This window comes from Cupriavidus sp. DF5525 (assembly GCF_040149425.2).
Lineage (GTDB): Bacteria > Pseudomonadota > Gammaproteobacteria > Burkholderiales > Burkholderiaceae > Cupriavidus > Cupriavidus pickettii_A.
Genome location: NZ_CP168265.1, coordinates 2,754,320 through 2,769,089 on the forward strand (window position 1 = coordinate 2,754,320; position 14,770 = coordinate 2,769,089).

Here is a 14,770-nt window from a genome sequence, read left to right on the forward strand (position 1 = left end):
CCTACTGGCACGCCGCTGTCTTGGCGGAATACCCGAAAGAACGATTCGGGCGATCGCGCCTTGCGCGATCACGGAAACCATGAAACTTCGCCCTGGCGAGCGCAAACAGTGTCTTGATGCCTACCCAAGGATTCCGCAAGCACTGGCGTACCTGCTCGCTCCGCCTGACGCCTGTCACACACCATGTGCAGAAGTGTTCGCAGTTATTGGTCAGGAACTGATATTGGTCTTCGCCCAGGCGGGACTTCGCCCTTTGCACTACCTCGATTCCGGCATAAGCGGCATCCGGTTCAGCCTGGATTTTTATAGCCTTCCCTGCCGCAAAGGCGCGCAACGCTATGTATTCTATGGGGCGCCGTTTCGCCGAATGATCAAAGCCCCCGTAGTGAATGACCTGCCCACCGCCGACATAAATACCGTGGTGTGTGTAGCCATCCCGCTCGCTAATAAGATGGGCCCCAGCCTCGATAATGCGTTCTATGCTGGCCAACTCTGGCGAAGTCATGAGCCAATCAATATACAGAGTTTCCATGGCGAGCCGCTATTATCTTGAAAGCGATTTATTCAGTACCGCTGGTGAACCTCATGGACATACCCATCGAAGCGCTAATGACCCTTCCCCCGGAGTGAAGGCAAAGCGAGTGCCTCCGAGGAGGTTCCTCCTCGGGAAAAGTGTTCACCGCGCTCATTTCAGATTTGCATTGCGCCAGCTATTGCAGGCAATGCGGTGCAGCTCCGTCACCCCAGGGCTTTTGCGAGCGCACTGCGCGATCGCACCGGCCATGAGACAAGGGTAGGCGCGCAGGCGCAACAAACCCATTCTACGGACGGGTAGTGCTGCCCCTACATAGGCTTCGAACGCTCATACTCGGGTATAAGCCGCGGGACCGGGGCACGTACCGCAAGGTGTCGGTCGAGCGGTTTGAGGCCAGGACGTAACTTTGCTTCTCGCTTTTTTGTCGTGCGCTGGCACCCAAAAGAAAACCCGCGGCCAGGCCGCGGGTTTCATTCCTGCTTACTTATTGAGGGACTCAGACTTCCTCATACAACGGCAGCGTCAGGAACTCGGCAAAATCCTCCGACGTAGACATCTGCTCAAAAATCTCGGCAGCCCGGTCATACGTCTTGGTATCGCCACCAACCAGTTCCTTCACCTTGGCCAGCTCTTCCGGAATCAGCTTGCGCACCAGCTCAGCCGTCACCTTGGTGCCGTCTTCCAGCTTGCCCTTCGGCGACCGAATCCACTGCCACACCTGCGAGCGCGAAATCTCGGCGGTGGCGGCGTCTTCCATCAGGTTGTGGATCGGCACGCAACCGTTGCCGTCCAGCCAGGCGCCCAGGTAGTGGATGCCGACGTTGATGTTCATGCGCAGGCCGTGCTCGGTAATCGGCGTTTCCGGCTTGAAGTCGAGCAGGTCCGCACCCTTCACCTGCACGTCCGGGCGTTGCTTCTCGAACTGGTTGGGCTTGTCGCCCAGCACCGCGACGAATTCCTTCATCGCCGGCTCGACCAGGCCCGGGTGGGCCACCCAGCCGCCGTCGTAGCCGTCGGTGGCATCGCGGCGCTTGTCGCTGATGATGCCTTCCATGGCGATGGCGTTCTTCTCCGGATCGTTCTTGATCGGGATCAGCGCGCTCATGCCGCCGATGGCGGGAGCGCCGCGCTGGTGGCAGGTCTTGAGCAGCAGCAGCGCATAGGCACGCATGAACGGCGCGGTCATGGTGACCTTGGCACGGTCGGCCAGGCAGAAGTCCTTGTCGTTCTTGAACTTCTTGATGCACGAGAAGATGTAGTCCCAGCGGCCGGCGTTCAGGCCAGCGCTGTGCTCGCGCAGTTCATACAGGATCTCTTCCATCTCGAACGCGGCCAGGATGGTCTCGATCAGCACGGTGGCCTTGATGGTGCCTTGCGGCAGGCCGATCTCGTTCTGCGCCATCACGAAAATGTCGTTCCACAGACGCGCCTCCAGATGGCTTTCCATCTTGGGCAGGTAGAAGAACGGGCCGGCGCCGCGGGCGATCTGCTCCTTGGCGTTGTGGAACAGGAACAGCGCGAAGTCGAAGATGCCGCCCGAGATGCGCTTGCCGTCGATGGTGACGTGCTTTTCATCCAGGTGCCAGCCGCGCGGGCGCACCTGCAGCGTGGCGATCTTGTCGTTCAGCTTGTACTGCTTGCCCTTGGATTCGAGGGTCAGCGTGCGGCGCACGGCGGCCTTCAGGTTGACCTGGCCTTGCAGCTGGTTGTGCCAGTTCGGGGTGTTGGAATCCTCGAAGTCGGTCATGTAGCTGTCAGCGCCCGAGTTGAAGGCGTTGATGACCATCTTGGCTTCGACCGGACCGGTGATTTCCACGCGGCGGCATTCCAGCGCCTTGGGCACCGGGGCCACCTTCCAGTCGCCTTCGCGGATGTTCCTGGTTTCCGGCAGGAAGTCGGGGATTTCGCCGGCGTCCAGGCGCTTGGCGCGTGCCACGCGTGCGGCCAGCAGTTCCTGGCGGCGCGGCTCGAAGGCGCGGTGCAGCTTGTCTACCAGGGCCAGGGCTTCCGGCGTGAGGATATCTTCGTAGGCCGGCAGGATTTCGCCGGTAATCTTCATGCCCGCGGGCAGCGTGATAGCCATCAGTGTTCTCCTGTAAACGATAGCGATAGCTTGGTTATTGGGGGGCCTGCTACACCGCCACGCCATGGGCGCGGACGAACTCAAGCAGGTCATTCATGTCGTGCCCGGTGCCGGAGGGGGCTACGTCGAGCCGCTCCGCCGGATGGCCGGCACGGTTGATCCAGAAGGTGGTGTAGCCGTACCAGGTGGCGCCGCACGCGTCCCAGCCGTTGGACGAGACAAAGAGCATCTCTTGCGCGTCCAGGCCGAACGCCAGTGGTCCCAGTGCGTACGCAGCGGGCGCGGTCTTGTACTGGCGCACGGCGTCCACCGACAGCACGTGGTCGAAGAGCCCGGCCATGCCGGCGCTCTTGACCGAGATGTCGAGCATCTCGGCATTGCCATTCGACAGGATGCCCAGCGGCAGTCCGGCGCGGCGCAGGCGCTTGAGCGCGCCCAGGTTCTCCGGGAAGGCCGACAGGCAGGCGTATTCCTTCAGCAGCTGCGCTTCGGCGGCCTCGTTCAGCGCCAGGTTCAGGCGCTCGGCCGCATAGCGCAGCGCGTCCACGGTGATCGCCCAGAAGGGCTTGTAGCGCGCGCCGTCGGGCGCGGCCATGGTGCGGATGCGGGTGTAGTCGATCTGGCGGTCGCGCCACAGTAGCGCCAGCGCCTCGCCGCGGCCCGGGAACAGTTGTTCCGCGCGCGCGGTGACGGAATACACGTCGAACAGCGTGCCGTAGGCATCGAAGACGACTGCGCGGATCTTGTTCATAGGGGCTGGGGCAACCGAATGTCTCTGGCAGGACCACAACTGCGTGGCCCTGTACACCGATGGATGCATGGCATTGTAGGGAGACGCTGCAGTGCGGCAAAGGTGCCCCGGGTCACTTGATCTTTTACTTTTGCACCACTAATCTTGGCTGACTAAAACGATACTCCGCACCAAATCCTCCTCATTGCCGGCCGCACGGGCGCAGAATACCTGTCCACGTGATCGTGCCCGCACAATCAGTGCAACCCCGGGCGAACATTCGTGGACCATTTCAAGCAACTGGAGACTTTTGTATCCGTCGCCTCGCGCGGCAGTTTGTCGGCGGCGGCCGCCGCCGAAGGCGTGGCGCCGGCCATTATCGGGCGGCGCATCGATGCGCTGGAGGAGCGCCTGGGCGTCAAGTTGCTGGTACGCACCACGCGCAAGATCAGCCTGACCTTCGAGGGCTCGGCCTTCCTGGAGGACTGCCAGCGCATCCTGAACGACTTGCACAATGCCGAGGCCAGCGTGTCCGCCGGCGGCGTCAAGGCCAGCGGACACCTGCGCGTGACCGCGCCGGCGGGTTATGGCCGCAAGCACGTGGCGCCGCTGGTGCCGCTGTTTATTGAGTCGCACCCGGATGTGAGCATCACGCTGGACCTGTCGGACCGCGTGGTCGACCTGGTCAATGAAGGCTTCGACTGCGCCATCCGGCTGGGCGACCTGCCCGACTCCAGCCTGGTGTCGATCCGGCTGGCCGAGACGCGCCGCGTGGTGGTGGCCTCACCCGATTACCTGGCGCGCGCGGGCCGCCCGAAGACGCCCGAGGACCTGCAACGCCACAATTGTCTTGCCTTTGGCGCCAGCGCCAACGTGCAGCGCGGCTGGGTGTTCCAGGAGGACGGCCGCGCGGTCACGGTCAAGGTGGGCGGGACCATGGAATGCAGCGACGGCGCCGTACTGCATGAGTGGTGCCTGCAGGGCAACGGGCTGGCCTGGCGTTCGTGGTGGGAAGTGGGCCGCGAAATCGCCACCGGGCGGCTGGTGACGGTGCTGGACGACTTCCAGGCGCCGCCGATCGGCATCCACGCGGTGTTCCCGCAGCGCAAGCACTTGCCGCTGCGCGTGCGGCTGTTTATTGACCACCTGAAGAACACCTATGGCAACCCGGCCTACTGGCGCCGGGCCGAGCAGGCGCTGGTCGTGCCCACGGACGTAGCGCTGGCGGAATGAAGGCGGCGGCTCGTGTGCGCTGAGACACTTTGTTGCCGTTGATATTGCGCAATGCCCTACTCGGCACACTGACTACAATGGATTCGAGACAGGCGCATTCCCGGCGCCGCGGCACCCCCGATGCCGCCCCGCTGCCTGCCCAGATCCCTAGTCAGCAAAGGAGCCCCGCATGTTCCAACACATCCTGTTACCCACCGACGGCTCGGAACTCTCCAAGAAAGCCATCAACGGCGGGCTGGAGCTCGCCAAGGCCATCGGCGCGCGCGTCACGGCCTATGTCTGCCTGGAGGAATATCCGTACACCCCGTTCAGCGAAATCGTGGTCGAGGCGCCGCAGGCCTTCAAGGACCGCATCGAGAACCAGGCCAAGCTTTACCTGAAGGAAGTCGAGAACCTGGCCACCACGGCCGGCGTGACCTTTGACGCCGACATGTCGACCTTTGCCGTACCCTACCTCGGCATCATCGACGCGGCCGAGCGCCATGGCTGCGACGTGATCTTCATGGCCTCGCACGGGCGGCGCGGGCTGTCGGGCCTGCTGCTCGGCAGCGAGACGCAGAAGGTGCTGACGCATACCGACATCCCGGTGATCGTCTATCGCTGAGCCCGCGCGCAGCGCCTATGAACTGCCCCAGGAGCTGAAGCCCGACTCTTGGGGCGTTTTCCTTTCAGGTCCAGCGTCAAAAGGGGAAGCGCTGAGGCCATGCTTTCGAATTGCGAGCATCAGTACTGGTGCAACCCGGCGGCCACCGCCGCGGTATGGAACGCGGTGGGCTTGTCGATCAGGCTCCCTCTTCCCACCGTAGGTGCTGCGGTGACTAGCAGGGCACCGTCACCCTGCAGCAACACCTCTATTTAGAGGGATGCGCGATTGCACGCCATGTACGACCATCCCCAACGGGCGGTTCCGCGACACGCCCACTGCGATTCATAGCCCTCGCCTACCCTGGCCGAGGGCTTTTCTTTTGTCGGACGGCGCCTGATACCGTCCCCGATCTCCCCGGCAGAGACGGGGGAAATGTTTCGTCTCCGTGGCTGGGCACTATTGCCCATTCCACCAATCCGTCAAAGCGCTCTCCGGCCCAGGACGAGGGCTTTTTCTTGGGGAAGCACAAACACCCTTGCCATTCCGCGAAAGCACGCACGCATCCCTCTATTTAGCAGGATGACGGCCCCGTACCCCCACCCTACGCTGAAAGCGTGTGGCGGATCCCCCGGTGCGCCGCGCAATTGCGCCCCGCCGCCGACTTGCCTAGGCGGCGGGGTGCTACTACGACTTGGTTGGCCACGCCCGCACCGTCTTCCTATGCCGCGCTGCACACCCGGCCAGCGCACCTGGCAGCGATCCCATCACCCACACTTGCCAGGCATCGTAATCGGCCTCATTCGGAGCATCGGGTACCGCGCACGGCACGCAGAGGATGCGCCGACCTTCCACAAAATCCTCAGCCTGTGCATGGAACAGGGCGGCATCGACACCAAGGCGCTGCTTGGCCACATGACGGATGCGATGGCGGATCTGTACGCGAACTCGCGCGGGCTGGAACCGATCAAAGCGCGCATCAATGCCGCATAGGTTTTGAACGAATTTTGAACACTTGTTGAACAGCTACCCGCTAACCCGCCCCAGCATTAGGAAACAAAAAAACCGCGCCGTCCCTGAGAGAGAACGGCGCGGCGCCTAAAGCAGAAGACGTGATGGTCGCACGCCTTCCATACTGCCGGGCCCCACGACCCGGCGGAGGTGACCAGGAGAGTCAGGCCACTTTCTTGTCTTCGAAGAACTGCTCGTCTTCGGTAGAACCCTTCAGCGCGGTCGTCGACGACTGGCCGCCTTCGATGGTCTGGGTCACGGCGTCGAAGTAGCCGGTGCCGACTTCGCGCTGGTGCTTGACCGCGGTGAAGCCCTTCTCGGCTGCCTTGAACTCGGCTTCCTGCAGTTCCACGAACGCGCTCATCTGGTTGCGGGCGTAGCCGTAGGCCAGGTTGAACATCGAGTAGTTCAGCGAGTGGAAGCCGGCCAGCGTGATGAACTGGAACTTGTAGCCCATTGCGCCCAGTTCCTTCTGGAACTTGGCGATGGTGGCATCGTCCAGGTTCTTCTTCCAGTTGAACGACGGCGAGCAGTTGTAGGCCAGCATCTTGCCCGGGAACTTGGCGTGCACGGCTTCGGCGAACTTCTTGGCGAACTCGAGGTCCGGCTTGCCGGTTTCGCACCACACCAGGTCAGCCACTTCAGCGTAGGCCAGGGCGCGCGAGATCGACTGATCCAGGCCGTTGCGCACGCGGTAGAAACCTTCCACGGTGCGCTCGCCGGTGCAGAACGGCTTGTCGTTTTCGTCCACGTCCGAGGTCAGCAGGTCGGCAGCTTCGGCATCGGTACGGGCGATCACCAGGGTCGGCACGCCCGAGACGTCGGCAGCCAGACGGGCAGCGGTCAGCTTGGCGACGGCTTCGCGGGTCGGTACCAGCACCTTGCCGCCCATGTGGCCGCACTTCTTCACCGAAGCCAGTTGGTCTTCAAAGTGAACGCCGGCGGCGCCCGCTTCGATCATGGACTTCATCAGTTCGAAGGCGTTCAGCACGCCGCCGAAGCCGGCTTCCGCGTCAGCCACGATCGGGGCGAAGAAGTCGGTGTCGCCCTTGCCTTCGCTCCACTGGATCTGGTCGGCGCGCTGGAAGGTGTTGTTGATGCGCTTGACGACTTGCGGCACCGAGTTGGCCGGGTACAGCGACTGGTCGGGGTACATTTCACCGGCCAGGTTGGCGTCGCCGGCGACTTGCCAGCCCGACAGGTAGATGGCCTTCAGGCCGGCCTTCACTTGCTGCATGGCCTGGTTGCCGGTCAGCGCGCCCAGCGAGTTGACGAACGGCTCGGTGTGCAGCAGGTTCCACAGCTTTTCGGAGCCTCGGCGGGCCAGGGTGTGTTCGACCTGGACCGAACCACGCAGGCGCACGACATCTTCGGCGGTGAAGTTGCGCTTGATACCCTTCCAGCGGGGATTGGTATCCCAGTCTTTTTGCAGGGCCTGGATCTGTTCTTGGCGGTTCATGGTCACTCTCCTGAAGCTGTTTTGGGGATGGCTGAGAATCACTTGATCACCTGGCCTGACCGCGCTGCCGTGGGGCTGTATTTCGCGTCTCAAGTCATGTGTCTTATATAAGAGTGTAGGGAATGCTCCCGCGTCGCAACAAGCCCGATATGCAGTTGATGCTTAGTTTTTTTGTTATTTAAATTCAATAACTTGCAGAATTTATTTCACGATGCGGGACATAGTCTTTCATCATGAGAAATGCCCTTGTGCTCTGCAAACCATGTATTTTTGCGGTCCAAAACAGCTTTCCACATCGTGAAAAATAGCCGTTTGCGCCACACGTGAGCCCGTGAGGCTCAGAAAAAGCAAAACGGCGCCGCAAGGGCGCCGTTTGTCTGGGGGAAGCAGCCGGATCAGGCCGCAACCGTATCGCGCGCGCGCCGATACGCAACCCAGTCGCCGCCGTCGATGCGCGGCAACGCCGCGACCGCCGCATCGGACACCGGATAAAGCAGGCAACTCACGGCATGCCGGCCGTGCAATACGTCCCGCTCCACACGCACGAACAGCGTGGCCTGGCCGGGATAGACCTCCTCGATCTCGTCCAGTACCGGCACAAGTGCGTCCGCCACATCGTAGATATCGCCCACTACCGGGCCGGCGTTGTCGTCCAGCACCAGCCCGGGATAGCTGCCGAAGTCATACAGCCTGCCCGCCACCGTGGCCGTGCCCAGCAACGTGGGCGCGGCAATGCCGTGACGCTGCGCGGCGGCGTTCAGGTCATTGACCTCGCCCGCGCGCAGCGTGCCGTAGACAAAGACGCGCGGCATGCTCAGCCCTCCAGCTTTTCGTCCGAGACCAGCACGCCATCGGCGTCGGCATAGATCCAGTTGCCGGGGCGCACGACGGCGCCAGGCATCTGTACCGTGACGTCGCTTTCGCCGATATTGCGCTTCTGGCTCTTCTGCGGATGCGCGGCGAGCGCGCGGATGCCGATATCGCACGCGTCCAGCTCGGCGGTATCGCGGATGCAGCCGTTGACGACGATGCCAACCCAGCCATTCTTCTCGGCCAGAACACCGAGGTTGCCGCCGACCAGCGCGCAGCGCTGCGAGCCACCGCCGTCGATCACCAGCACCCTGCCCTGGCCCGGCGCTTCCAGCACAGTCCGCACCAGCGAGTTGTCTTCGAACACCTTCAGCGTGGCCGCGGGGCCGGCAAAGGCGCCTTGCTTGCCGAAGGCACGGAACACCGGCGCCATGACGCGCAGGGTGCCGGCTGCAAGGCGGTCTTCATGCGCGTCGCACAGGTCGGTGGTGACAGGCTTCATCGATGGTCTCCTGATGGGATGGAAAGAATTCTGTGGGGCCGCCTCAGGCCTTCTGGCTGGCAAGCGCCTGCGCGCGGATCGCGCTCAGCGTGGTGCGCGGCGTGATCACGTCCGGGTCGACGCGGATCTCGATCAGCGTCGAGACCGGCGCGGCCAGCGCCTCGCGCAGCGCGGGCGCGAAGGCCTCGGTGGTGGTCACGATCTCGCCGCGCGCGCCATAGGCGCGTGCCAGCGCGGCAAAGTCCGGGTTATGCAGTTCGGTGCCCAATACATGGCCGGGGTACTCGCGCTCCTGGTGCATGCGGATGGTGCCGTACATGCCGTTGTTGACGACGATAAACACCACCGGTGCCTGGTATTGCATCGACGTGGCCAGTTCCTGGCCATTCATCAGGAAGCAGCCGTCGCCGGCAAGCGCAACCACGGTTCGCTGCGGGAAGGCGATCTTGGCGCCGATCGCGGCCGGCACGCCGTAGCCCATCGCACCGCTGGTCGGGGCCAGCTGGCCGCGCGCGCCGCTCACATACGGGCGGTAGTGGAAATAGCGGTGCAGCCAGCCTGCATAGTTGCCGGCACCGTTGGTCACCACCGCATCGGCCGGCAGCATCTGGTCCAGCGTGCGGATCACCTCGGCCATGTCGACGCCCTGCCCCGTGAACGCCGGGGGCTGCAGGTAGCGTTCATAGTCGGCATGCGCGGCCTCGGTCCAGGCCTTCCAGCGCGGCGTGGCGGCCGGCTGCAGGACGGCGAGGCGCGCGGCGATGGCGGGCATCGACGCGTGGATCATCAGGTCGGCCTGGTAGACGCTGCCCAGTTCCTCCGCGCCGGCATGCACGTGGATCAGCGTCTGCGCCGGCCGCGGCGCGGCGATCAGCGAATAGCCGCCGGTGGTCATCTCGCCCAGCCGCGGGCCGATCGCCAGCACCAGGTCGGCATTGCGAATGCGCTCGGCCAGCGCCGGGTTGATGCCGATGCCGACATCGCCGGCGTAGTTGGGATGGCGGTTGTCGAACAGGTCCTGGCCGCGGAAGGCGCAGCCGACCGGCAGCGAGAAACGTTCGGCAAAGGCCTGCAGGTCGGCGCACGCCTGCGGCGTCCAGCCGCTGCCGCCGGCCAGCACGAAGGGGCGCTCGGCGGCATTGAGCATGTCGGTGAGCCGCGCCAGGTCGGCCTCGCCCGGCCAGCTCATCACGCGCTGGTAGGCGCGCAGTTGCGGCACGGTGGCGGTCTGCGCCAGCATGTCTTCCGGCAGCGCCAGCACCACCGGCCCCGGGCGGCCCGAGGTGGCGGTCTGGTAGGCGCGTGCGATGTATTCGGGGATGCGTTCGACGCGGTCAATCTGCGCCACCCACTTGGCCATCTGGCCGAACATGCGGCGGTAGTCGATCTCCTGGAAGGCCTCGCGGTCCATGAAGTCGGTGCCGACCTGGCCGATAAACAGGATCATCGGCGTCGAGTCCTGGAAGGCCGTGTGCACGCCGATGCTGGCATTGGTGGCGCCGGGCCCGCGCGTGCAGAAGGCCAGCCCGGGGCGGCCGGTCAGCTTGCCGTAGGCCTCGGCCATCACCGCGGCCCCGCCCTCCTGGCGGCAGACGATAAAGCGGATCTGGTCGCGGCGGCGGTGGAAGCCGTCGAGCACCGCCAGATAGCTTTCACCCGGCACGCCGAAGGCCAGCTCGGCGCCGTGCGCCAGCAGCGCATCGACCAGGATATGGCCGCCCGGCAGTGGCGTGTCGCGATCGGAACCGTCTTGCTGGGGGGAAGTGGCCGGCGTCAATGACATGGAAGCGTCCTCAGGCAAACGAATTCGGAAAGCGGTGCGCGGGTGCGCCGCGGTCGTCGCTAGGCAGCCGCCGCCGCGCCACGGCGCGAGCGGTTGCCGTTGCCCACGGTCACCGCGGTGAAGATCGACAGCAGCTGGAAGCCGCCGATCATGAAGAACACCCAGGCCGGCAGGCGCGCGTCCATCAGCGCGCCGAAGAACAGCGGGCCGCTGGCCAGGCCGATATCGAGCCCGGAATAGACCACGCCATAGACGCGCCCGGTGGCGCCCGCGGGCGCGGCCGCACGCACCAGCAGGTCGCGCGAGGGTCCTGCGGTACCGGCGCCAAAGCCGATCAGGCCCATCAGCACCGGCACCAGCAGCCCCGGCACCACGTTCAGCCCGACCAGCACCGCCAGCAGGCCCGACACGGTGAAGCTGACCGCGATCAGGCGGTCATGGTTGCTGGTGCGGCTGGCGGCAAAGCCGCCGACGATCATGCCGCCGGCGCTGCACAGCATGTAGATGGTATAGGAGGCAGTGGCCAGCGTGAACGGCATGCCGTACAGGTAGGTCAGCGCGGTAGGCGCAAAGCTCTGGATACCGGCGGCCGAGAACGTGGTCAGCAGGAAGAAGGCCCAGCACACCCACACCTGCGGCAAGCGCAGAAAGCCCAGCAGGCTGCCGCCGGCGGCCTTGGCCGCGGACCGGCCCACGGCGCCGTGCACTTCGCGCGGGTCCAGCACATGGCGCAGCACCACCAATACGGCCAGCACGATAAAGGCCACCGCAGAGGCCGCCGCCAGCGCCACGCGCCAGCTGGCGAGATTGGCGATTGTGACCAGGAACAGTGGCGCCGCGGCCCACCCGAGATTGCCGGAAATGCCGTGCACCGAAAACGCATGGCCCAGCCGCGGCTGCGACACATGCTTGTTCAGCAGCGTGAAGTCGGCTGGATGGAACACGCCGTTGCCCAGCCCCGCCACCGCCGCGCCGAACAGCAGCGCGGCGTAGCCCCCGCTGGTCGACAACAGCAATGCCGCGGTGCCCAGGAAGGCCAGGCCGGCGAACAGCACGGGCCGGGCGCCGAAGCGGTCCACGACGAAGCCCGAGGCCGTCTGCACCACCGCCGACACGGCAAAGAACACCGTCATCAGCAAACCCAGTTCGGCGTAGCTCAGGCCGAATTCCGCCTTGATCCACGGGAACAGCGGCGCCAGCAGAAGGTGATAGAAGTGCGAGACCCCGTGCGCCAGCCCCACCAGCCCGATCACCTGGGCGTCATGACGAAGGGAATTGCGCGTGGGATCGAGTGCGGCGGTGGACATGGTGCTGGCGGTTGGTGGCTCTGCGGCAGGACAGAAATGCGGGGCGGCGGCGCACAAAGAAAAACGCGGGCCGAAGCCCGCATCATAGAGGAAAACCGCCCTTCGCTGCAGCCAGGTGGCGGCCAAGCCGCCCGGCCGCATCCCTTACATCTGCTTGAACAGGTGCGCGTACTGGCGCGCCACCGGCAGCAGTTCCGGCCGGTCGCGCAGCCGCAGCGACAGCCGGCCCAGCGACTGGTTGACCGCGCTGGCCACGCAACTGATGTTGACCACGGTGCCGCGGTGGACCTGCCAGAAGCGCTCGGGGTCGAGCTGCTGGGTCAGCTCGCGCAGGCTGGTGCGGATCAGCGCCTCGCCGTTGCTGGAGACCACGTTGACGTACTTGTCGGTGGCTTCCAGGTAAATGACCTCGTCCACGGGGATGATGCGCACCTCCTGCCCCACCAGCGCCTTGATAAAGCGCAGGTACTGCCGCTGCGGCGCGCCGGGGGTGGCGTGTTCGAGCGACTCCAGGCGCGCCAGCAACTGCCCGAGGCGGTCGGTATCGAGCGTGTCGCTGCCAGACTCGTCATCGTCGGCCGTATCGGCGTCGTCGGCATCGGCCTGCAGCCGCTCCTTGAGGCGGTTTACCGTCGCCTCCAGCCGTTCGCGCTGGACCGGCTTGAGTACATAGTCCACCGCCGCGCGCTCGAAGGCCTCCAGCGCAAACTGGTCATACGCGGTGACAAAGACCACCAGCGGCGGCGTATCGAATTCGATCAGCTCGCGCGCCACGTCCATGCCGCTCATGCCCGGCATCCGGATATCCAGGAAGCACACGCGCGGCTGGTGCTCGCGCGCGGCGGCCAGCGCCGCCATGCCGTCGTGGACCACGGAAACGATACGGGCCTCGGGCCACAGCGACTTCAGTTCGGATTCCAGCACGCGCGCCAGCAGCGCTTCGTCGTCGGCAATCAGCAGGGTCGGGGTCATGGGGGGCCTGGGGGCTTGGTCCTGCGCTATCAGCGGCACCGCTCGTGGCGGTGCCTGATGTTCTTGTCAGGGGTGCGGCAGTCAGGGCCGCGGCATTGCCGGAGCCGATACCGGCATGCCCTCCGGCACGGTGGTGGTGGTGACCGTCTGGGTGAGCGTGGGCGCATCGGCCGGCCACACCAGCGGCAGCGTCAGCCGCACCACCACGCCGCGCGGCGTGTTCTCTTCCATCTGCATGCTGGCCGCCGCGCCGAAGATCCGCGCCAGCCGCTCGCGCACATGCGTGATGCCAAGGCCCGAGCCCTTGCCCGAGGCATGACCAAAGCCCACGCCGGTATCCTCGATGATGACCTGCACCGCATCATCCCCGGCCGCGCGCGCCGACAGCCGGATATGGCCGCCGATCATGCAGGGCTCGATGCCGTGCGTGACCGCGTTCTCCACCAGCGGCTGGATCAGCATGGGCGGGATCTCCACCTGCGCCAGGGCCCGCGGCAGGTCGATGTCGAACGAGAGCCGCTGGCCGAAGCGCATGGCCTGGATATCGAGGTAGCTGCGCAGCAGCTCGAACTCCTGCCGCAGCGTGCATTGCTCGGCGCGGGTGTGCGCCAGCGACATGCGCAGGAAGCCGATCAGGCGCTGCAACAGCAGGCGCGCGGTGGGCGGGTCGGTGGCGATCAGGCCATCGAGGTTGGCCAGCGAATTGAACAGGAAGTGCGGCTCGATCTGCGCCTGCAACGCCATCAGCTGCGCGCGCACCAGTTGCTTTTCCGCTTCCTCGCGCTGCAGCGCGTCGAGCGCGGCCTGGCGCTCCAGGTAGGCGAGCTTCTCGCGCGACCAGTAGAAGTAGATCATCGAGGCCGAGGCCAGCATGCCCACCACCAGGCACATGCGCAGCATGTCGCCGGTTTCCGCGATCGACTTGGGCGGCAGTTCCAGCGCCACGCGCGTGGCCCAGCTGCCGATCACCACCCCAGCCGGCACCGCGGCCGCGGCCAGCAGCAGGAAGGGCCAGCGGCGCGGCCGGTCGTTCCACCAGATCAGCACGCGCGGAATATCGATCAGCAGCCAGATCGACAGGCCGATCAGCTGGCTATAGACAAAGTTGTGCCACAGCGTGCCGCCGGTCTGGAAGCCGTAGTTCAGGCTGACGGCGATGACCGTGTTCATGCACAGCACGAACAGCAGGTCGCGGCCGAGGATGGTGAGCCGGGAGGGGATGGCGGTGGCGACGGAGGAGAGGCAGCGTTCCATGGCGGTCATGTTAGCGTGGACTGGGCTTCACGCAATGCGGGGATATGCTGGGGCAGACAACGCATGCGCCACTCATCAGCCCGGCCCCGACGGGCCCGCCTGCGGCGGGCAGCCTGCGCGCCGGCTGGTCAGCGCCCGCCACCATTGGCCTGACAGCACGTAGCGCGGGAACGTGATCCATTGCTCGGCCAGGATGCGGCCGGCGATATCGGCCGGGCCCGCGAACGGCTCCGGCGCATTGGCTTCCAGCCGGTGGCCGCGGCCCTGCAGGGCCATCGACATGCCCATGCAGACCAGCCCCAGCGCCACTGCCGGCAGGCTCAGGCGCAGCAGGCCATAGATGGCCAGCACCGTGCCCGCCATGAACATCGGCACGGCCACGATATGCAGCAGCAGGTTGCGGGGATGCTGGTGATTGCGGCCATAGCCGCGCCACTGCCAGCGCAGCAGCGGTTCGTCGCGCATGATGGTCTCTCTCCCTTGCCCCTCTTTCCTGGCCCTCGCCCGA

At 65.3% G+C, this 14,770-nt stretch carries 13 protein-coding genes; 2 read left to right on the top strand and 11 right to left on the bottom strand.

What is annotated here, in order from left to right; all coding sequences use genetic code 11:
* Position 1: 1 nt before the first annotated feature.
* The 3 genes from ABNX08_RS12805 to ABNX08_RS12815 form a co-directional block, all read right to left on the bottom strand.
* Positions 2-532 (bottom strand): lecithin retinol acyltransferase family protein, encoded by a 531-nt coding sequence (locus ABNX08_RS12805; protein ID WP_022535627.1) that lies wholly within the window; start codon positions 530-532, stop codon positions 2-4.
* Between the two features lie 499 nt (positions 533-1,031).
* On the bottom strand, positions 1,032-2,618 hold the full coding sequence (aceB, locus tag ABNX08_RS12810) for a malate synthase A (protein WP_349609227.1): 1,587 nt from the start codon (positions 2,616-2,618) through the stop codon (positions 1,032-1,034).
* A 49-nt stretch (positions 2,619-2,667) separates the two neighbouring features.
* Positions 2,668-3,369 (bottom strand): haloacid dehalogenase type II, encoded by a 702-nt coding sequence (locus tag ABNX08_RS12815; RefSeq protein ID WP_022535629.1) that lies wholly within the window; start codon positions 3,367-3,369, stop codon positions 2,668-2,670.
* A gap of 261 nt (positions 3,370-3,630) precedes the next feature.
* Here ABNX08_RS12815 and ABNX08_RS12820 point away from each other — a divergent pair, with 261 nt between their 5' ends.
* Both ABNX08_RS12820 and ABNX08_RS12825 read left to right on the top strand, forming a co-directional pair.
* Positions 3,631-4,581, top strand: coding sequence for a LysR family transcriptional regulator (locus ABNX08_RS12820; RefSeq protein ID WP_022535630.1), 951 nt, complete (start codon positions 3,631-3,633; stop codon positions 4,579-4,581).
* A 169-nt stretch (positions 4,582-4,750) separates the two neighbouring features.
* Complete coding sequence (locus ABNX08_RS12825; protein ID WP_022535631.1) at positions 4,751-5,185, top strand: universal stress protein; 435 nt, start codon at positions 4,751-4,753, stop codon at positions 5,183-5,185.
* A 1,153-nt stretch (positions 5,186-6,338) separates the two neighbouring features.
* Here the strand turns inward: ABNX08_RS12825 and aceA are convergent.
* The 8 genes from aceA to ABNX08_RS12865 form a co-directional block, all read right to left on the bottom strand.
* A complete protein-coding gene (gene aceA, locus ABNX08_RS12830; RefSeq protein WP_022535633.1) occupies positions 6,339-7,634 on the bottom strand; it encodes an isocitrate lyase in 1,296 nt (431 codons plus the stop codon).
* Positions 7,635-8,029: 395 nt separating this feature from the next.
* A complete protein-coding gene (locus ABNX08_RS12835; RefSeq protein ID WP_349609224.1) occupies positions 8,030-8,446 on the bottom strand; it encodes a gamma-glutamylcyclotransferase family protein in 417 nt (138 codons plus the stop codon).
* A gap of 2 nt (positions 8,447-8,448) precedes the next feature.
* The gene (rraA, locus tag ABNX08_RS12840) at positions 8,449-8,946 is read right to left on the bottom strand and encodes a ribonuclease E activity regulator RraA (RefSeq protein ID WP_349609222.1); all 498 of its coding nucleotides are present in this window, start codon (positions 8,944-8,946) and stop codon (positions 8,449-8,451) included.
* Between the two features lie 43 nt (positions 8,947-8,989).
* The gene (locus tag ABNX08_RS12845; RefSeq protein WP_349609220.1) at positions 8,990-10,729 is read right to left on the bottom strand and encodes a thiamine pyrophosphate-binding protein; all 1,740 of its coding nucleotides are present in this window, start codon (positions 10,727-10,729) and stop codon (positions 8,990-8,992) included.
* A 59-nt stretch (positions 10,730-10,788) separates the two neighbouring features.
* Positions 10,789-12,036, bottom strand: coding sequence for an MFS transporter (locus ABNX08_RS12850; RefSeq protein ID WP_041681517.1), 1,248 nt, complete (start codon positions 12,034-12,036; stop codon positions 10,789-10,791).
* Positions 12,037-12,180: 144 nt separating this feature from the next.
* Entirely contained in the window at positions 12,181-13,008 is an 828-nt protein-coding gene (locus tag ABNX08_RS12855) for a LytTR family DNA-binding domain-containing protein (protein WP_022535638.1), read from the bottom strand.
* Between the two features lie 81 nt (positions 13,009-13,089).
* Positions 13,090-14,271: a sensor histidine kinase gene (locus ABNX08_RS12860; RefSeq protein WP_349609217.1), complete on the bottom strand. Its 1,182-nt coding sequence runs from the start codon at positions 14,269-14,271 to the stop codon at positions 13,090-13,092.
* A gap of 66 nt (positions 14,272-14,337) precedes the next feature.
* Positions 14,338-14,727 (bottom strand): terminase, encoded by a 390-nt coding sequence (locus ABNX08_RS12865; protein ID WP_349609215.1) that lies wholly within the window; start codon positions 14,725-14,727, stop codon positions 14,338-14,340.
* Between the last annotated feature and the right edge of the window lie 43 nt (positions 14,728-14,770).